This window comes from Bradyrhizobium quebecense, from assembly GCF_013373795.3.
Lineage (GTDB): Bacteria > Pseudomonadota > Alphaproteobacteria > Rhizobiales > Xanthobacteraceae > Bradyrhizobium > Bradyrhizobium quebecense.
This window is the reverse complement of the sequence record NZ_CP088022.1, coordinates 4,812,497-4,832,163: the sequence shown is the minus strand read 5'-3', so window position 1 is coordinate 4,832,163 and position 19,667 is coordinate 4,812,497. Positions and strand designations below refer to the sequence as shown.

The 19,667-nt window shown below is 65.6% G+C and carries 13 protein-coding genes; 8 read left to right on the top strand and 5 right to left on the bottom strand.

The genetic code is table 11. From position 1 onward, the window contains the following. Positions 1 to 69 precede the first annotated feature (69 nt). The 6 genes from kdpA (at position 70) to HU230_RS23305 (ending at position 8,463) form a co-directional block, all read left to right on the top strand. The gene (gene kdpA, locus HU230_RS23330; protein WP_176529674.1) at positions 70 to 1,773 is read left to right on the top strand and encodes a potassium-transporting ATPase subunit KdpA; all 1,704 of its coding nucleotides are present in this window, start codon (positions 70 to 72) and stop codon (positions 1,771 to 1,773) included. A 24-nt stretch (positions 1,774 to 1,797) separates the two neighbouring features. Further along, positions 1,798 to 3,909, top strand: coding sequence for a potassium-transporting ATPase subunit KdpB (gene kdpB, locus HU230_RS23325; RefSeq protein WP_176529675.1), 2,112 nt, complete (start codon positions 1,798 to 1,800; stop codon positions 3,907 to 3,909). Positions 3,910 to 4,022: 113 nt separating this feature from the next. Further along, positions 4,023 to 4,628 (top strand): K(+)-transporting ATPase subunit C, encoded by a 606-nt coding sequence (locus HU230_RS23320; RefSeq protein WP_176529676.1) that lies wholly within the window; start codon positions 4,023 to 4,025, stop codon positions 4,626 to 4,628. A 39-nt stretch (positions 4,629 to 4,667) separates the two neighbouring features. Next, positions 4,668 to 7,379, top strand: a complete 2,712-nt coding sequence (locus HU230_RS23315) for a sensor histidine kinase (RefSeq protein WP_176529677.1) — start codon at positions 4,668 to 4,670, stop codon at positions 7,377 to 7,379. Continuing rightward, a complete protein-coding gene (locus HU230_RS23310) occupies positions 7,376 to 8,065 on the top strand; it encodes a response regulator (RefSeq protein WP_176529678.1) in 690 nt (229 codons plus the stop codon). The genes HU230_RS23315 and HU230_RS23310 overlap by 4 nt, the downstream gene beginning before the upstream one ends. 161 nt (positions 8,066 to 8,226) lie before the next feature. Next, on the top strand, positions 8,227 to 8,463 hold the full coding sequence (locus HU230_RS23305) for a DUF6496 domain-containing protein (RefSeq protein WP_176529679.1): 237 nt from the start codon (positions 8,227 to 8,229) through the stop codon (positions 8,461 to 8,463). A gap of 114 nt (positions 8,464 to 8,577) precedes the next feature. Here the strand turns inward: HU230_RS23305 and ku are convergent, their stop codons facing one another. Continuing rightward, positions 8,578 to 9,462, bottom strand: a complete 885-nt coding sequence (gene ku / locus HU230_RS23300; RefSeq protein WP_176529680.1) for a non-homologous end joining protein Ku — start codon at positions 9,460 to 9,462, stop codon at positions 8,578 to 8,580. A 125-nt stretch (positions 9,463 to 9,587) separates the two neighbouring features. Here ku and ligD point away from each other — a divergent pair, with 125 nt between their 5' ends. Next, the gene (gene ligD, locus HU230_RS23295) at positions 9,588 to 12,212 is read left to right on the top strand and encodes a DNA ligase D (RefSeq protein WP_176529681.1); all 2,625 of its coding nucleotides are present in this window, start codon (positions 9,588 to 9,590) and stop codon (positions 12,210 to 12,212) included. Positions 12,213 to 12,386: 174 nt separating this feature from the next. Here ligD and HU230_RS23290 read toward each other — a convergent pair whose 3' ends face one another. Further along, positions 12,387 to 12,551 (bottom strand): DUF3309 family protein, encoded by a 165-nt coding sequence (locus HU230_RS23290; RefSeq protein WP_076865768.1) that lies wholly within the window; start codon positions 12,549 to 12,551, stop codon positions 12,387 to 12,389. A 166-nt stretch (positions 12,552 to 12,717) separates the two neighbouring features. Here HU230_RS23290 and HU230_RS23285 point away from each other — a divergent pair, with 166 nt between their 5' ends. Further along, the gene (locus tag HU230_RS23285) at positions 12,718 to 13,026 is read left to right on the top strand and encodes a polyhydroxyalkanoic acid system family protein (RefSeq protein ID WP_176529682.1); all 309 of its coding nucleotides are present in this window, start codon (positions 12,718 to 12,720) and stop codon (positions 13,024 to 13,026) included. A gap of 9 nt (positions 13,027 to 13,035) precedes the next feature. Here the strand turns inward: HU230_RS23285 and treY are convergent, their stop codons facing one another. From treY to glgX, 3 genes are read right to left on the bottom strand one after another with little or no spacing between them, the layout of a single operon-like run. After that, the gene (gene treY, locus HU230_RS23280; RefSeq protein WP_176529683.1) at positions 13,036 to 15,819 is read right to left on the bottom strand and encodes a malto-oligosyltrehalose synthase; all 2,784 of its coding nucleotides are present in this window, start codon (positions 15,817 to 15,819) and stop codon (positions 13,036 to 13,038) included. A 4-nt stretch (positions 15,820 to 15,823) separates the two neighbouring features. After that, on the bottom strand, positions 15,824 to 17,596 hold the full coding sequence (treZ, locus tag HU230_RS23275; RefSeq protein WP_176529684.1) for a malto-oligosyltrehalose trehalohydrolase: 1,773 nt from the start codon (positions 17,594 to 17,596) through the stop codon (positions 15,824 to 15,826). After that, positions 17,593 to 19,665, bottom strand: coding sequence for a glycogen debranching protein GlgX (glgX, locus tag HU230_RS23270; protein ID WP_176529685.1), 2,073 nt, complete (start codon positions 19,663 to 19,665; stop codon positions 17,593 to 17,595). The genes treZ and glgX overlap by 4 nt, the downstream gene beginning before the upstream one ends. Between the last annotated feature and the right edge of the window lie 2 nt (positions 19,666 to 19,667).

Below are 19,667 nucleotides of genomic sequence, written 5' to 3'. Positions count from 1 at the left end.
TGACCGGGCTGTTGCTCGGCGTGTTCGCGTCGCTGCTGCGCTTCGCACCCATTCGAAAGGTTTGACGCAATGACCGTCATCGGTTGGATTCAAATTATTCTGTTCTGCGCGATCGTGGTCGCGCTGGTCAAACCGCTCGGCTGGTACATGACCCGCGTGTTCAACGGCGAGCGCACCTTCCTCTCGCCCGTGCTGCGCCCGGTCGAGCGCGGCATCTACTGGGTCGGCGGCGTCGACGAGCGGCGCGAGCAGCACTGGCTGACCTATACGGTCGCCATGCTGCTGTTCCATGTCGGCGGCTTCGCTCTCATCTACGGCCTGATGCGGCTACAAGCGGTGCTGCCGTTCAACCCGGCCGGCCAGACGGCGGTTGCGGAGGATCTCTCCTTCAACACCGCGATCTCCTTCATCACCAACACCAACTGGCAGAACTACGGCGGCGAGAGCACGCTGTCCTATCTGGTCCAGATGCTGGGCCTGACCCACCAGAACTTCCTGTCGGCGGCGACCGGCATCGCGCTGGCGATGGCGCTGATCCGCGGTTTCACCCGTTCGTCGATGCGCACGGTCGGCAATTTCTGGGTCGATGTCACGCGCTGCACGTTCTATGTCCTGCTGCCGATCTGCATCGTCTATGCGCTGTTCCTGGTCTCGCAGGGCATGCCGCAGACCCTCGGCGCCTATGTCGATGCCACCACGCTGGAGGGCGGCAAGCAGACCATTGCGCTCGGACCGGTGGCTTCGCAGGTTGCGATCAAGATGCTCGGCACCAATGGCGGCGGCTTCTTCAACGCCAACGCCGCGCATCCGTTCGAGAATCCGACCGCGCTGTCGAACCTGGTGCAGATGATCTCGATCTTCGCGCTCGGCGCTGCGCTGACCAACGTGTTCGGCCGTATGGTCGGCAACGAGCGCCAGGGCTGGGCGATCCTGGCCGTGATGGGCATCCTGTTCGTCGCCGGCGTCACCGTCACCTATTGGGCGGAAGCCAACGGAACCTCCGCGCTGCAGGCGCTGGGTCTTACCGACGGGAACATGGAGGGCAAGGAGGTCCGCTTCGGCATCGTCGCGTCCTCGCTGTTCGCCGTCGTCACCACCGCGGCGTCCTGCGGCGCGGTCAACGCCATGCATGACAGCTTCACCGCGCTCGGCGGCATGATCCCGCTGATCAACATGCAGCTCGGCGAAGTCATCATCGGCGGTGTCGGTGCCGGCTTCTACGGCATGCTGCTGTTCGTCGTGCTGGCGATCTTCGTTGCCGGCCTGATGGTCGGCCGCACGCCGGAATATGTCGGCAAGAAGATCGAGGCGCGCGAGGTCAAGATGGCGATGCTCGCGATCCTGGTGCTGCCGCTGATGTATCTCGGCTGGACCGCCGTCGGCGTGGTGCTGCCGTCGGCGGTGGCCTCGATGGCCAATGCCGGCCCGCACGGCTTCACCGAGGTGCTTTATGCCTACACGTCCTCGACCGGCAACAACGGCTCGGCCTTCGCGGGTCTGTCCGGCAACACGCTGTTCTACAATCTGACGCTTGCGTCTGCGATGTTCGTCGGCCGCTTCTTCATGATCGTGCCGGCGATGGCGATCGCGGGATCGCTGGTCGAGAAGAAGTCGATCCCTGCCTCGGCGGGCACCTTCCCGACCACGGGCGGGCTGTTCGTCGGCCTCGTCATCGGCGTGATCCTGATCATCGGCGGCCTGACCTTCTTCCCGGCGCTCGCGCTCGGGCCGATCGTCGAGCACCTCGCGATGAACGCCAACACCCTGTTCTGATCGAATACGTCCGGAGTGACATCCATGGAAGCCATGAAACTGCAGAAACAGGTGACGGCGTCGACCATGCTCGACCCGAAAATCCTGGTGCCGGCGATCTGGTCGGCTTTCGTCAAGCTCGATCCACGGCTGATGATGAAGAACCCCGTGATGTTCGTGGTGGAGGTGGTGGCCGCATTGACCACAATCATCTTCGTGCGCGATCTCGTCACCGGCGGCGCCAACCTCGGCTTCACCTTCCAGATCATCCTCTGGCTCTGGTTCACGGTGCTGTTCGCCAATTTCGCCGAAGCCGTCGCCGAGGGCCGCGGCAAGGCACAGGCGGAATCACTGAAGAAGACCCGCACCGAGAGCCAGGCCAAGCTGCTCACCGGCACCGACCGGACCTATCGCATGGTGCCCGGCACCTCGCTGAAGGTCGGCGATATCGTGCTGGTCGAGGCCGGCGACAATATCCCCTCCGACGGCGAGGTGATCGAAGGCGTCGCCTCGGTCAACGAAGCTGCGATCACGGGTGAGTCCGCCCCTGTTATCCGCGAGTCCGGCGGCGACCGTTCGGCGGTCACCGGCGGCACCCAGGTGCTGTCGGACTGGATCCGCGTCCGCATCACCGCGGCGCAGGGCTCGACCTTCATCGACCGCATGATCAGACTGGTGGAGGGCGCCGAGCGGCAGAAGACGCCGAACGAGATCGCGCTCAACATCCTGCTCGCGGGCCTCACCATCATCTTCGTGTTCGCGACGGTGACGATCCCGAGCTATGCGGCCTATGCCGGCGGCTCGATCTCGGTCGTGGTGCTGGTGGCGCTGTTCGTCACGCTGATCCCGACCACGATCGGCGCGCTGTTGTCGGCGATCGGCATCGCCGGCATGGACCGCCTGGTCCGCTTCAACGTGCTGGCGATGTCCGGCCGCGCGGTGGAAGCCGCCGGCGACGTCGACACGCTGCTCTTGGACAAGACCGGCACCATCACCCTCGGCAACCGCCAGGCCACCGCGTTCCGGCCGATCCGCGGCGTCTCCGAGCAGGACCTCGCCGACGCGGCGCAGCTCGCCTCGCTCGCCGACGAAACGCCGGAGGGCCGCTCGATCGTGGTGCTGGCCAAGGAGAAATACGGCATCCGCGGCCGCGACATGCACGAGCTTGCCGCGACCTTCGTGCCGTTCACGGCGCAAACCCGCATGAGCGGCATCGATGCCGGCACCTCGTCCGTCCGCAAGGGCGCGGTGGATGCCATCCTCGCCTATGTCGATGGCGGCTCGTCCCGCGCCGTCGCGTCGGGCAACACGGTTCGCGCGGTCGCGGCGACGATGAGTCCGGAGGCGCGCGAGATCCAGGCGATCGCCGACGAGATCGCCAAGGCCGGCGGCACCCCGCTGGCGGTGGCCAAGGACGGCAAGCTGCTCGGCGTCGTGCACCTGAAGGACATTGTCAAGGGCGGCATCCGCGAGCGCTTTGCCGAGCTGCGCCGCATGGGCATCCGCACCGTGATGATCACCGGCGACAATCCGATGACTGCGGCCGCGATCGCAGCCGAAGCCGGCGTCGACGACTTCCTGGCGCAGGCAACCCCTGAGGACAAGCTCAAGCTGATCCGCGACGAGCAATCCAAGGGCAAGCTGGTCGCGATGTGCGGCGACGGCACCAACGACGCGCCGGCGCTTGCGCAGGCCGACGTCGGTGTTGCCATGAACACCGGCACCCAGGCGGCCCGCGAGGCCGGCAACATGGTCGACCTCGACTCCAACCCGACCAAGCTGATCGAGGTGGTCGAGATCGGCAAGCAGCTGCTGATGACCCGCGGCGCGCTGACCACGTTCTCGATCGCCAACGACGTCGCAAAGTACTTTGCGATCATCCCGGCGATGTTCCTCGCGTTCTATCCGCAGCTTCAGGTGCTCAACATCATGCACCTGGCGAGCCCACAAAGTGCGATCCTTTCGGCGATCATCTTCAACGCGCTGATCATCATTGCGCTGATTCCCCTGGCGCTGAAGGGCGTCAAGTATCGCGCGGTTGGTGCCGGCGCACTGCTCAGCCGCAACCTGATGATCTACGGTCTCGGCGGCATCATCATCCCGTTCATCGGCATCAAGGCGATCGACCTCATCGTCGCCGCCCTGGGCCTCGCGTAACCACAACCGTCATTGTGAGGAGCGAAGCGACGAAGCAATCCATCGATCCCCGTGCCGAGCCATGGATTGCTTCGCTTCGCTCGCAATGACGAAGCAGACTGAGGAGACCTACAATGCTTAAAGAAATCCGCCCCGCCATCCTCGTGCTGGTGCTGCTGACCGCGATCACGGGCCTTGCCTATCCGCTCGCCATGACGGCGATTGCCGGCGTCATCTTTCCGAAGCAGGCGCAGGGCAGCCTGATCGAGAAGGACGGCAGAGTGATCGGCTCCGCCCTGATCGGGCAGGAATTCAAGGAGGACAAATACTTCCACGGCCGGCCGTCGGCGACGGTCGCGCCCGATCCGAACGATTCCACGAAGACCGTGCCGGCGCCCTACAACGCGGCCAATTCCGGCGGCTCCAACCTCGGCCCGACCAGCAAGGCGCTGAACGACCGGGTCAAGGAGGATGTCGAGAAGCTGAAGGCGGAGAATCCGTCGGCCAACGTGCCGGTCGATCTCGTCACCACCTCGGCCAGCGGCCTCGATCCCGACATCTCGCCGGACGCCGCGCTGTTCCAGGTGCCGCGGGTGGCCAAGGCGCGCAGCATGTCCGAGGACGCGGTGCGCGAGTTGGTGACGCAGAACACGCAGGGCCGCTTCGCCGGCATTGTCGGTGAGCCCCGCGTTAACGTTCTTGCGCTCAACCTGGCGCTCAACGCGGCAAAGGCGAAATAGGGGAGTAGGCCCGCTCTCGCAGGATGACTATATTGCGGCATGGCCAATCAGCGTGACCCCAATAAACGACCCTCGCCGGATGCGCTGCTGGAGGCGGCGCGCCGGGAGACCGATCGATCGGGGCGGCTGAAGATCTTCATCGGCGCCGCCCCCGGTGTCGGCAAGACCTACGAGATGCTGCAAAGCGCCCACGCCCGCCTCAAGGCGGGCGTCGACGTCGTGGTCGGTGTCGTGGAAACCCACGGGCGGGTGGAGACCGAGGCGCTGCTCAGGGGTCTCGAGGTGATACCCCGCAAGCGGCTGGCCTATCGCGACCAGACGCTCGAGGAGATGGACCTCGACGCCCTGATCGCGCGGCGGCCGCAGCTTGCGCTGGTCGACGAGCTCGCCCATACCAATGCGCCGGGCAGCCGGCATCCCAAGCGCTATCTCGATGTCGAAGAGCTGCTGTCGCACGGCATCGACGTCTATACCGCGATCAACATCCAGCACATCGAGAGCCTCAACGACGTCGTCGCGCAGATCACCCATGTGCGGGTGCGCGAGACCGTGCCCGACTCGGTGGTCGATCGCGCCGATGCCATCGAGCTGATCGACCTCACGCCAGACGACCTGATCCAGCGGCTGAAGGAAGGCAAGGTCTATGTGCCCAAACAGGCCGAGCGGGCGCTGGAGCACTATTTCTCGCCGGGCAATCTCACCGCGCTGCGTGAGCTGGCGCTGCGCCGTACCGCCGAGCGGGTCGACGAGCAGCTGCTCACCCACATGCAGGCCAATGCCATCCAGGGTCCCTGGGCCGCCGGCGAGCGCATCCTGGTGTGCCTGAGCGAGGATCCGCGCGCGGCCGGGCTCGTGCGCTATACCAAGCGCCTGGCCGACCGGCTGCATGCGCAATGGACCGCCGTCAGCATCGAGACGCGGCGCAGCCTGCAACTGAACGACGAGCAGCGCGATCGGCTTTCTGACACCATGCGGCTCGCGGAATCGCTCGGCGGCGAGGCGCTGACCCTTCCCGGCGTCGGCCGCCGCATCGCCGACGACGTCATCAATTTCGCCCAGGCCAACAACGTCACCCAGATCATCATCGGCAAATCGACGCGCTCGCGCTGGTTCGAGCTGACGCACGGCTCGGTGGTGCACGACCTGGTGCGCCGCGCCGGCAATATCAGCGTCAACGTGATCGCCGGCGACGAGCTGCCGGTCGGCAAGGCGGCGGTGCAGACCGCGCAGCGGCAGGAGCCGTTCAACCCGCGGCCCTATCTGATGGCGCTGCTGCTGACGGCCATCGGGCTCGGCGCGGCCAAGCTGATCCAGCCATTCTTCGGCATCGAGAATGTCGACCTCGTCTTCATCACCGCGGTGGTCGGCGCGGCAGCGCGCTACGGCTTGTGGCCGTCGCTCTTGGCCAGCGTCGCGGCCTCGCTGTGCTACAATTTCTTCTTCCTGCCGCCGGTCTACACCTTCACCATCACCGACCCGACCAACGTCGCGGCGTTCTTCTTCTTCATGCTGATCGCACTTCTGGTCTCCAACGTCGCGGCGCGGGTGCGCGTCCAGGCAGACACCGCGATCGGCCGCGTCCGCACCACCGAGTCGCTCTATGCGTTCAGCCGCAAGCTCGCCGGCACCGCGACGCTCGACGATGTGTTGTGGGCAACCGCCTACCAGATTGCTCTGATGTTGAAGGTACGCGTGGTGCTGCTGCTGCCGGAGGGCGGGATGCTGACCGTCAAGAGCGGCTATCCGCCGGAGGACCAGCTCGACCAGGCCGATCTCGCCGCCGCCAACTGGGCCTGGGGCAACGATCGCCCGGCCGGGCGCGGCTCCGACACGCTGCCGGGCGGCAAGCGATTGTTCCTGCCGATGCGCACCGGCCGCGGCCCGATCGGCGTGATCGGCATCGACGACGACCGCACCGGGCCGCTGTTGACGCCGGACCAGCGCCGGCTGCTCGACGCGCTGGTCGACCAGGGCGCGCTGGCGATCGAGCGCGTCCTGCTGGTCGAGGACATGGATCGCGTCAAGCGCACGGTCGAGTCCGATCGCCTCCGCGGCGCGCTCTTGACCTCGATCTCGCACGACCTCAAGACGCCGCTGGCCTCGGTGCTCGGCTCGGCCTCGGCGCTGCGCGATCTCGGCACCAGCCTGAGCGATGCCCAGAAGCATGATCTGCTCGCGACCGTGATCGACGAGTCGGAGCGGCTGAATCGCTTCATCGCCAACCTGCTCGACATGACCAAGCTGGAATCCGGCGCGATCGTGCCGAATACCGCGCGGCACGATGTCGGCGAGATCGTCGGCAGCGCGCTGCGCCGCGCCGCCAAGATCCTGGTGCATCACCGGGTGTCGCTGGAGCTCGCGGCCGACCTGCCAATGCTGGAGCTCGACGCCGTGCTGTTCGAGCAGGTGCTGTTCAACCTGCTCGACAATGCCGCCAAATACGCCCCCTCGGACACCACGATCTCGATCCGCGGCGCGCGCGACCGCGACACCATCGCGCTGCAGGTCCTCGACGAGGGCAACGGCATTCCGGCCACCGAGCTCGAAAGCGTGTTCGACAAGTTCTACCGCGCCGAGAAGGGCGACCATGTCCGCCCCGGCACCGGCCTCGGGCTTGCAATCTCGCGCGGCTTCGTCGAGGCGATGCGCGGCACGATCGCGGCGGCCAACCGCTCCGACCGGAGCGGCGCCATCATCACCATCCGCCTGCCGATCCCGGCCGACACCAACGCGCTGGACACTGCTGCATGAACGCGACGCCAATCAAGGTCCTGGTCATCGATGACGAGCCGCCGATCCGCAAGCTGCTGCGGATGGGGCTGAGCACGCAGGGCTACGACATTCTCGAAGCCTCCAATGGCAAGATTGCGCTGGAGATGCTGAGCGAGGGGCCGGCGCTGATCATCCTCGATCTCGGCTTGCCCGACATCCAGGGGCACGATCTCCTGCGCATGATCCGCGGCCGCAACGAGAGCGTCCCGATCGTGGTGCTGTCGAGCCGCGGCGACGAGGCCGGCAAGGTGCAGGCGCTCGACCTCGGCGCCGACGACTACCTGACCAAGCCGTTCGGCATGGACGAATTGCTGGCGCGGCTGCGCGCGGCGCTGCGCCACCAGCTGCAGGTGCAGGGCGAGCGGCCGGTGTTCCGCTCCGGCGATCTCTCGGTCGATCTGGTGCGCCGGATCGTCAAGGTCGCCGACAGGGAGATCAAGCTGTCGCCGAAGGAGTATGATCTCCTGCGCGTGCTGGTGCAGCATGCCGGCAAGGTGCTGACCCATCGCTTCCTCCTGAAGGAATTGTGGGACGAGCTGACCGACGCGCAATATCTGCGCGTCTATGTGCGCCAGCTCCGCCAGAAGATCGAGGCCGACCCCGAGCGTCCGCAATTCGTGCTGACCGAAACCGGGATCGGCTATCGGCTGCGCGCGGCGGACTGACCTGTCAGCCCCGCTTCAAGCGGGGCATCCAGTACGCCGCGGCTTCTCCGCTCAACCATTGGCGTCTCTGGAATACTGGGTCGCCCGGTCGAGCCGGGCGACGACATGGTCGGAACTTTCATCCCGATCGAGGCTTGTTTTCCGTTACCGGGAGAGAAGCCATGGCAAGAAAATACTCGCGGAAGGTATCAGGCGATGTCGAGCGTGTGATGAAGAAGCGCAAAGCCGGGACGCTGCGCAGCGGCCGCTCCAAGAAAAAGGTGACGAGCCGCAAGCAGGCGATCGCGATCGGCCTGTCGGAGGCGCGCGCCAAGGGGCGGAAGGTGCCGAAGAAGGCGTCGAAGAAGACGACGATGCGCAAGGCCGCGAAGAAGCGGAAGAGCGCGAAGAAGAAGTAGGGCGGCGAGCACCACCTAGCGTCATTGCGAGCGAAGCGAAGCAATCCATCCTTCCGCATTTGCAGAAAGATGGATTGCTTCGTCGCTTCGCTCCTCGCAATGACGTGGAGAGGCCTACCCCGCCTTGCGCGACCGCGCACTCGGCCGGTGCGCCTTCTTTGCGGCACGGTGCGCAGCCGGGCGGCGTGCACTGGAGCGTGAGCGCCGCGCGCCACCTTTTCGGTCCTTCAGGCTCTGCTTCAGCGCGTCCATCAGGTTCACCACATTGCTCGGCTTCTCCTCGCGCGCGGCGGCCTTGATCGGCTTACCGGCGGCCTTGCGGCGGACCAGCGCCTTCAGCGCGGTCTCGTACTCGTCCTTGAATTTCGACGGATCGAAATGCGCGGCCTTGCTGTCGAGGATGTGGCCGGCGAACTCGACCATGTCCTTGGTCACCTTCGGGCTCTTGATGTCGTCGAAATAATCGCCGGCATCGCGCACCTCGTAAGGGTAGCGCAGGGTGGTGCCCAGCATGCCCTTGTCGAGCGGCTCGATCGCGATCACGTGCTCGCGATTGGTGAGCACGATCCGTGCCAGCGCGACGCGGTCCTGGTCCTTCATGGCGTCGCGGATCACCGCGAACGCGTCCACGCCGGCCTTGCCGTCCGGACTGATGTAATAGGGGTGGTCGAGATAGCGCTTGTCGATCTCTCCCTCGGGCACGAAGCTGTCGATGTCGATGGTGTGGTTGCTTTCGATCTGAACCGCATCGAGCTCGTCCTTCTCGATCTCGACATATTTGCCCTTGGTGACCTCGTAGCCGCGGCCTTTCTGGTCGCCCTCGACGACGTCGCCGGTCTCGGTATCGACCATCTGCTGCTTCAGCCGGTTGCCGGTCTCCCGGTTGATCATGTGGAAGCGGGTTTTCTCGACCGTGGTCGAGGCCGGGTAAAGCGCCACGGGGCACGACACCAGCGAGAGTTTGAGCGTGCCTTTCCAGTAGGCGCGGGGAGCGGCCATGATCGTCTCCAAACAGCTTGAGTTTGGAACTTGAACGGATACCGTAGGTTTTGGTTCCTGATGGCCGCACCGAGGGCGGCGGCCGGGGTTTGCGCCGAGGCCTGGATGTGTCGCTGAGAAATCACGTGTCGCTGAGAAATCTCACCACCTATCGCAAGAAGCGCGACTTCGAGAAGACCAATGAGCCGTCGGGCGACGTCAAGGTGGCGCCCGGCAAGCAGCGGCGCTTCGTCATCCAGAAGCATGACGCGACGCGGCTGCATTATGATTTCAGGCTGGAGTTCGACGGCGTGTTCAAGTCCTGGGCGGTGACGCGCGGGCCCTCGCTCGATCCGCACGACAAGCGGCTGGCGGTCGAGGTCGAGGACCATCCGCTCGACTATGGCGACTTCGAAGGCACCATTCCGGAAGGCCAGTATGGCGGCGGCACGGTGCAGCTCTGGGATCGCGGCACCTGGGAATCGGACGATCCCGAGCGCGGCTTCAAGAAGGGCGACCTGAAATTCACGCTGCACGGCGACAAGCTGCACGGCAGCTGGGTGCTGGTGCGGATGAAGAACGACCGCTTCGGCGGCAAGCGTCCCAACTGGCTATTGATCAAACACCGCGATGAATACGCTGTGGATGGCAATGGCGAAGCGGTCCTGGGCGAGGACCGCTCGGTCGCCTCCGGCCGTTCGATGGCAGAGATCGCAGCCGGCAAGGGCCGGGCGCCGAAGCCGTTCATGCTGGCCAAGGGCAACGGCAAAGCCAAGGCAGATGCGGTCTGGCAAACCAATCACGGCATGGCCGCCAACGCGCGCGCCAGGACCAAGGCGCCGGCGCCCAGGGAAAAACTCAAGGCGCAATTGAAGACGCCGCCAAAGGCGAGGCCGAAGCAGGTGGCGGAGATGCCGGACTTCGTTTCGCCGCAGCTCTGCACCATGGTCGAGAGTCCGCCCAATGGCGCGGGCTGGTGCCACGAGATCAAATTCGATGGTTACCGCGTGCAGCTTCGCATCGAGGACGGCAAGGCCGTGGTGAGGACCCGCAAAGGGCTCGACTGGACCGACAAGTTCGGCGCGATCGTGAAGGAGGCCGGCAAACTGCCGGATGCGTTGATCGACGGCGAGATCGTCGCGCTCGACGAGAACGGTATCCCCCATTTTTCGGCGCTGCAGGCGGCGCTGTCCGACGGCAAGACTGAGAAGCTGATCTTCTACGCGTTCGATCTGCTGTTTGCCGGCTCCGAGGATCTCCGGCCGCTGCCGCTCAGCGAGCGCAAGGCGCGGCTGCAGGCGCTGCTCGCCGCGCGCAAGGGCAAGCTGATCCGCTATGTCGAGCATTTCGAGGAGCGTGGCGACGCCGTGCTGGAGTCCGCGCGCAAGCTCGGGCTGGAAGGCATCGTCTCCAAGCGGCTCCACGGCGCCTATCGCTCCGGGCGCTCAGACGACTGGACGAAAGCGAAAATCCGCGCCGGCCATGAAGTAGTGATCGGTGGCTGGAAGACCACCAACGGCAAATTCCGCTCGCTGATGGCGGGCGTCTATCGCGGCGATCATCTGGTCTTTGTCGGCATCGTCGGCACCGGCTTCGGCCAGGACACGGTCCGCCGCATCATGCCGGCGCTGAAGGCGGCGGCGTCAGACACCAGCCCGTTCGGCGGCAAGGATGCGCCGAAGAAGACCCGCGACGTGCACTGGCTGAAGCCTGAGCTGGTCGCCGAGATCGAGTTCGCCGGCTGGACCGACGCCGGCAATATCCGCCAGGCGGCGTTCAAGGGCCTGCGGCAGGACAAGCCGGCGCGCGAGGTCGAGGCCGAACGGCCGGTCGTAACCAGAGTGGTGAAGCCGATGGCCAAAGGAAAATCCAGCGCGGTGATGGGCGTCGCCATCTCCCATCCGGACAAGGCGTTGTGGCCCGATGCCGGCGACGGCGAGCCGGTCACCAAGCTCGATCTCGCCAATTACTTCGAGGCGGTCGGCACATGGATGATCGGCTACCTCAAGGGCCGGCCGTGCTCGATCGTGCGCGCCCCCGATGGCATCAAGGGCGAGACGTTCTTCCAGCGCCACGCGATGGCCGGCACGTCGAAGCTCCTGAAGCTCGCCAAGGTCTCCGGCGACCGCAAACCCTATCTCCAGATCGACCAGGTCGAGGGCCTCGCGGCGGTGGCGCAGCTCGGCGGCCTCGAGCTGCATCCCTGGAATTGCGCGCCCGATGCCTATGACACGCCGGGCCGGCTGGTGTTCGATCTCGATCCCGCGCCCGATGTCGCGTTCTCCGATGTGATCGAGGCCGCCAAGGACATGCGCCAGCGGCTCACGGCAGTCGGCCTCGAGAGCTTCTGCAAGACCACCGGCGGCAAGGGCCTTCATGTCGTGGCGCCGCTGCTCGCAGGTGCCAGGGACAGAGTGACATGGAAGGAGGCCAAGGCGTTCGCGCAAGCGATCTGCCAGTGGATGGCGCAGGATGACCCCGAGCGTTATCTGATCAACATGTCCAAGGCCAAGCGCACCGGAAAGATCTTCCTCGACTATCTGCGCAACGACCGGCTTTCGACCGCGGTTGCGGTGCTGTCGCCGCGGGTGCGGTCGGGCGCCACGGTGTCGATGCCGCTGACCTGGACCCAGGTGCGCGGCGACCTCGATCCGAAGAAATACACGGTGCGGTCGGTGCCGGCGCTGCTTGCGAAGAGCAAGGCGTGGGACGGCTATGAGGATGCGGCCTCGCCGATCAAGGCGGCGATGAAGAAGCTCGCGGCCGAGTAGCAAACGTCTAGGCAAGCTTGTGCCGCTGGCTTAGCCGTCATACCCCGCGAAAGCGGGGTATCCAGTACGCCGCGGCTCATCGGTTCAATCGTCGACGTCTCTGGAATACTGCAGCACCCGCTTTCGCGGGTGATGACAGTTGTTGATGCGGATTGCGCAACATCCATCCGGGCGCTAGAGGCGTCCCAGTAGCAGCAGGATCAGCAGGATCACGATCACGAGGCCGAGACCGCCGCCGCCATAATAGCCTGTGCCGTAGAACGGTCCGCCGCCGATGCCGCTGAAGCCGCCAAGCAGCGCAATGACCAGAATAATAAGAATGATCGTTCCAAGTGACATTGAGTCTCTCCTCAGCCCGTGGGCCCATTGATCTCTGCCCTTCGGGAAAGGAAACACGTGCGAACTACGAAGGTTCCGGATTCGGCGGTGCGATAAACCTGTGTGGTCCTTCCGTTTGCGCTGGAACACAATTACATCAAGGGAATCCATGGAGGAGTGCACCGCGATGTCGGCTCCGCTGATTGTCTCGATTCCCCACAGCCTCGGCCGCGACGAGGCGATGCGCCGCCTGAAGACAGGCCTGTCGCGCGCAGCGGCGAACGTGCCGGTGATGAGCGTCGACGAAGAGCGCTGGGAGGATAACCGCATGAGCTTCCGCGTCCGCGCGCTAGGGCAGGTCGCGGCCGGCCATCTCGATGTCGAGGATACCCGTGTGCGGCTGGAGGTGACGCTGCCGTGGCTGCTGCAACGCTTCGCCGAGGTCGCGCAGTCCGCGATCCAGAAGAGCGGGCAGCTGCTGCTGACCAAGCGCTGACGCGCGGAGCTAGCCATGTGCGCGCGCACGGCTTGAAGCTTGCTTGGCTCCAGCGACGGCTTTCGCCTTCAGCACCGCGACCGGCAGTTTGGCGAACAGCGTCGAGAGCTGAATCCTGCTGTCGCCGCCCGGGAGCGCGTATCCAGCCACGTCGATCTCGCCTTCAAAGGCTTCGGGACGCGGCCAGCTGCGTCCGCCCTGCGTGAACGGGGCAAATGATTTCGCCACCGCGACGATGACTGCCTCGCGGCCATGACGCCGTGCGAAGGTGATGACATGATCGCGATGCGGGCCGCTGACCGTGAGCGGCTGGTAGCCGCCGCTGCTGAAGACCTCGGGAAGCTCGTTGCGCAGCCGCAGCAGATGCCGCGTCCAGGCGAACTTCAGACGGCCGTCGCGCCAGCTCTGCGCCAACGCGTCCCAGTCCGGCGCCTCCAGCGCCGCGAGCATGCCTGCGCGTGCGGCAAAATCGACCGGACGGCGGTTGTCGGGGTCGACAAGCGAAAGATCCCAGCTTTCGGTGCCCTGGTAGAAATCCGGCACGCCCGGCATCGTCGCCTTCAGGGTGATCTGGCTGAGCGAGTTCAGTGCGCCGATCAGCGCGGTGCGCTCTGCCAGTGTGTCCAGCGCGTCGAGGAATTCCGGCGAGGCGGTGCGATCAAGGATCCGCGCGATGAAGGTCTTCACGCCCGCCTCGTAAGCTTCGTGCGGATTGAGCCAGCTGGTCTCCTGCTTGCCCTCGCGCGCGGCCTTCAGGGCATAGGCCTGGATACGCGCGACAAGCGACGTATCGTCGGGGTCCCAGGCGCCGAGCAGGGCCTGATACAGCATGTATTCGAACGTTGCCGATGGGGCGCGCATCTCGCCGTCGAGCACCAGATGCGGCGCGTTCAGCACCTTCCAGCGCGCCACCGCGCTGGTCCATTCGCCGGGGATCTCCGCAAGCGCCATGATCCGGGCGCGGGCATCCTCGCCGCGCTTGGTGTCGTGGGTTGCGGTCGCCGTCATGCCGTGCGGCCAGTCGCGGGCGCGGGTCTGCATCATGTCGTGGAAGGTCGCGGGCGTAATCGCGCTCGCCGCCGGATCGCCGCCGACCTCGTTGAGTGCCAGCAGGCGGTGGTAGCGATAGAAGGTGGTGTCCTCCAGCGACTTCGCCATCATCGGCCCGGTGAATTGCTGCACCTTCAGCGCGAAGCGCCGGATCCGTGGCGCACCGTGCGGCGGCCGGCCGGGCTTCAAGAGGTCCATGGTCAGGGCATCGCGCAGGAAGTCGAAGATGCCTTCATCGGCGGCGAACCAGTCAGCGCGGGCGCGCGCGATGGTCGCGCCGATCAGCGCGCGGTCATGCGCGGTCGGGCCAGAGGCGGTGAGATAGGTGCGATAGACCGGGAAGTGCAGCACATAGAGTTCGAGCGCCTGCCGCAGGCTGTCGGCGGAGAAGTCGCGGGTCGAATAGTGCCCGCTGGCGATGCGCGCCAGCAGCCGCGCCAGCACGGTGAATTCGCTGGTCAGCAAGGTCTCCAGCACGCGGCGCTTGGCCGCGCGCAGCACCGGCGTCAAATTCGGTGACTGGTTGCTGATCTGGCGCCAGATCTCGTTGAGCGGATCGAGCCCGCCGCCATCGACCAGCGCCTGGCTGATCGTGTTCATCCATTCATAGCCGGTGGTGCCATGGACGCCGCTGAATTTCGTCAGCTTCTCGTCCTCGCCGAGGATCTTCTCGATCACCATGTAGATCGGCTTGGCCTTGGCGCCGTGCGCGGAGCGGATCAGGCGGCGCAGGCGCTGGAAGTATTGGGCGGGATCGCGCAGGCCGTCGATATGGTCGAGCCGCAGGCCCTGCAGCCGGTCCTCTGCGATCAGCCGCTTCACGAGACTGTGGCTCGCCTCGAACGTGGCGGCGTCCTCGACCCTGAGGCCGGCCAGGGTGTTGACGTCGAAGAAGCGGCGATAGTTGATGTCGCTGGAGGCAAGCCGCCAGTGGCCGAGCTTGTAGTGCTGGCGTTCCAGAAGATGATGCAGCGCCAGTATCTGGGTGGGCCGGTCCTCGCCGGCGCGATAGGCGTCGAGCCCACGCGCGATGATCTCGGCACCGCCCTCGATCGCCTGGATCGCGGCCTTCAGGGCCGGCGCTTCCTTGCGGTTCGGGTGACGCAGCCCGCGATACCTGGCGGCGAGTTCGAGCAGCGCGCGCCCGGCCGGACTGTCTTCGGCGCCAGCCTCGCGGACGACGGTTCGCAGCACCTCGCCATAGCGCTCCGGCGCGATCGGCAGGCGGTGCTCGAAATACCAGGCGGAGAAGCTGCCTTCGCTCGCGTCATAGCGCAGCTCGATCTCGCCGCGCTCCAGCGCCTGGCCATAGGACGAGCCGAGGATCGGCAGCAGCACACCGCCGCGCGCGCGATAGGGCAAGAGGTCCCAGTCGATGTCGAAGGAGACCGCATGCGGTGACACCGGTCCCCATTCCAGCACGTCGAGCCACCATGGATTGTCGGCAAAGTGCACGCCGACATGGTTCGGCACGAAATCCAGGATCAGGCCGAGGTCGCTCTGCTTCAACGCATCGCTGAACCGCGCAAAGCCTTCTTCGCCACCAAGTTCCGGATTGAATTTGGTGTGGTCGACGACGTCGTAGCCATGGGTCGATCCCTTGCGCGCCTTCATGAACGGCGAGGCATAGACATGGCTGATGCCGAGCGCCTTCAGATACGGCGCCACGGCGGCGGCGGCATCGAAGTCGAAATCGGCAGTGAGTTGCAGTCGGTAGGTTGCGATCGGGATCGCCGGAGGCATTGTACTATCCGATGTGCCAGCGCACCGCCCAGCCGGGGAGGTCGCTCGACAACGCGCCGCCCCAGATCGCAGTTCCCTTCGGTTCCGCTGCGCCGCTGATCTCCCGATCCGACAAATTGGCTTCCAGCCAGAGGGTGCGGCCGTCGCCCATCCGCCAATGCGCGGTCAAGAAATCGCCCGTGACGCGGTCGCCGCCGAACCGTGCCCCGATGAGCCGCGGTGTGATCTCGCGCCGCCGCACGGCGAGCAGGTCGCGTACCAGCGCGAGCCGCGCGCGGGCGGGATCATGGCCAAGCGCAGCCCAGTCGAGCACGGCCGATTGCACCGTCTCCTCGGCGAGCGGGTCTGGAATGTCGTCGCCATATTTGGCGTAGGCCCAGGCGAATTCCTTGCGCCGGCCGGCGCGGACGGCGTTGGCGAGGTCGCCCTTGAAATCGCAGAAGAACGGGAAGGGTGTCGTCGCGCCCCATTCCTCGCCCATGAACAGCATCGGCGTGGTCGGCGCGATCAGCGTGACCGCCAGCGCCGCCTCGATCGCCGCCGGTTTTGCAATGCTCTCGAGACGATCGCCCAGCGGCCGGTTGCCGATCTGGTCGTGGTTCTGCAGGAAGTTGATGAAGCAGGTCGGCGACAGCGCGCCGCTCGGCTCGCCGCGGGCCTTGCCGCCCCAGAACTCCGAGACTTCGCCCTGGTAGATGTAGCCGGACGACAGCGCCCGCGCGAGGTCCTGCTTCGGCGTCCGGTAGTCGCCGTAGTAGCCTTGGGATTCTCCGGTCAGCAGCACATGCCAGGCGTGATGATAGTCGTCGTTCCATTGGCCGCGGAATTTGCCGTGCGGCGGATCCTCGGCGGCATCGAGCAGGCTTGCAATGTTGTCGCCGTTCTCGAGCACGAGGTTGATGTGCCGGCCGGTCTCCGTGGCGAGCTTGCCGGCAGCCTTGCTGAAGTCATGCAGGATGGAGATTTCGCCGGCTTCGACGATGGTGTTGACCGCGTCGAAGCGCAGCCCGTCGAAGCGATAGTCGCGCAGCCAGTTGACCACGCTGCCGATCGCAAACGCGCGCACCTCGGGTACGCGATAATCGATCGCGCTGCCCCATGGCGTATGCGCGTCGCTGAAGAAGGAGGGCGCGTAGCGGCCGAGATAATTCCCCTCCGGCCCGAAATGGTTGTAGACCACGTCGAGCATCACCATCAGCCCGCGCAGATGCGCTTCGTCGATCAGGGTCTTGAGGTCCTCGGGGCGGCCGTAGGCACTGTCGGGCGCATACCACAGCACGCCGTCATAGCCCCAGTTGCGCTTGCCTGCGAAATCCGCCAGCGGCATCAGTTCGAGCGCGGTGATGCCGGTTGCCACCAGATGATCGAGCTTGTCGATCATGGCGCGGTAGGTGCCCTCCGGCGTGAAGCTCCCGACATGGGCCTCGAGGATGACGGCTTCGTGCCAGGGCCGGCCGCGCCATTCCGTCGCGCGCCATTTGAAGGCTGAGTGATCGATCACGTCGCTCGGGCCGGACACGTCGTCCGGCTGGAACGCGGAGGCCGGATCCGGCACGTCGACGTCGTTATCGATGCGGAATTTGTAACGCGTGCCGGCGCGTGCGCCCGCGATCTCGGCGATATACCAGCCGGCGGCATCGCGCGTGAGCGAATGCGCATCGCGGCTTTGCGTATGCGGCTTGTCGAGCAGGAGATCGACACGCTTCGCCGCCGGCGCCCAGAGCCGGAAGCGCGTGCCGTCCGCGGTCGGTTCGGGTCCGAAATGCTGCGCACTCATGCGGAGCCTGCGAATGCCAGGACCGAGCGTGGCGGTGCCGTGGTGTCGGCGCCGGCCGCAAATTGCTCGGCCGTCTGTTCTGCCTTGGTCGTATTCAAGACCTGCTGCCAGCTCCTGTATTCCGCGATCCTCGGCATCCTGAACACGATCTCCTGCGGCGCGGCATTCAGCACGACAAAGATCGGCGCCTGGCCTTGTTCCATCGGCCCCAGCACGTAGGCGAGGAACCGGCTTTCCGGGAATTTCCAGTCGGACTCCTTCATTTCCTCTGCAGCCGGCGTCAGCCAGATCACACCATAGCTGCCGTCGGCGCGGCGGCCGTCGAGCCAGCTCTGGCAGCGGATCTGGCCGAAGCGCTGGCGCAGCGCGGTGAGATGACCGATGAAGGCGACGGCGTCGTCGTCCGTGCCGAGGTTCTCCCAGCCGATCCAGCCTGTTTCGTTGTCCTGGCAATAGGCGTTGTTGTTGCCGGCTTGCGTGTTGGCGACCTCGTCGCCGGCAAGGATCAGCGGCGTGCCCTGCGCGAGCAGCAGGCAGGCCAGTGCGTTCTTCCTGAGCTGGCGGCGCAGAGCGATGATCGCGGGATCATCGGTCGGGCCTTCATGGCCGCAATTGTTGCTGTGATTGTCGTTCGAGCCGTCGCGATTGTCCTCGCCATTGGCCTCATTGTGCTTCTCGTTGTAGCTGAAGAGATCGGCGAGCGTGAAGCCGTCATGCACCGTGATGTGATTGACGCTGGCGCGGGTCGCGCGGTTGTCGTGGTGAAATAGATCCGAGGACGCGGTCATGCGGCCTGAGATGTCGCCGATCAGGCTGCCTTCGCCGCTCCAGTAGCGCCGCATCGCGCTGCGATAACGGTCATTCCATTCCGACCATTGCGATGGAAACGCGCCGACCTGGTAGCCGCCGAGACCGAGGTCCCAGGGCTCGGCGACCATCTTGGCGGTTGCCAGCACCGGGTCCTGGCGGATCGCGGTGAGGAAGGGATGATTGCGATCGAACCCGTTGGGTCCGCGCGCCAAGGTCGTGGCGAGATCGAAGCGGAAGCCGTCGACATGGCAGACCTCGACCCAGTAGCGCAGCGAATCCATCACCATCTGCAGCACGCGCGGATGGGTGAGGTTGACCGAGCTGCCGCAGCCGGTGAAGTCGTCGTAGAAGCGCGGGTTCTCGCGGTTCAGCCAGTAGTAGGAGGCATTGTCGATGCCGCGGAAGCACAGCGTCGGGCCCATGTGGTTGCCCTCGGCGGTGTGGTTGTAGACGACGTCGAGCAGCACCTCGATGCCGGCATCGTGCAGCCGCGCCACCGTGGTGCGAAACGAGTCCAGCGCATTGTCCTGGGCGTAGCGCGCCTCCGGCGCGAAGAAGGCAATGGTATTGTAGCCCCAGTAATTCGAAAGCTTCTTCTCGACCAGGACACGGTCGTCGATCAGGCCGTGGATCGGCAACAGCTCGATGGTGGTGACGCCGAGCCGCTTGAGGTGGTCGATCATCGCCGGCGACGACAGGCCGCCATAGGTGCCGCGCAGGTTCGGCGGCACGTCCTCGCGCTTCTGCGTCAGGCCCTTGACGTGGGCTTCATAAATGATGGTGTCTTGCCAGGGAACCTGCGGCCGGATCTCGCGGCGGCCCCAGTTGAAGGTCTCGTCGACCACGACCGCCTTCGGCATGCCGCGGGCATTGTCGCGCCGGTCGAACGAAAGGTCCTCGCGCGCGCTGCCGGTACGATACCCGAAATGCGCATCGCTCCACACCAGCCGGCCGGCGAGCCGCTTGGCATAGGGATCGAGCAATAGCTTGTTGGCGTTGAAGCGGTGGCCGCGCTCCGGCGCGTAGGGCCCGTAGACGCGATAACCGTAGAGCTGGCCGGGCGAGACGTCGTTGAGATAGCAATGCCAGACGTCCTCGGTGCGCTCCGGCATCTCGATCCGCTCGAGCTCGCGGCGGCCCTGGCCGTCGAACAGGCACAGCTCCACCTTCTCCGCATTCGCCGAGAACAACGCAAAATTGGTGCCTCTGCCGTCCCAGCTTGCACCGAGCCGTGCGGACGTACCCCCGGTCAGTCGCATGG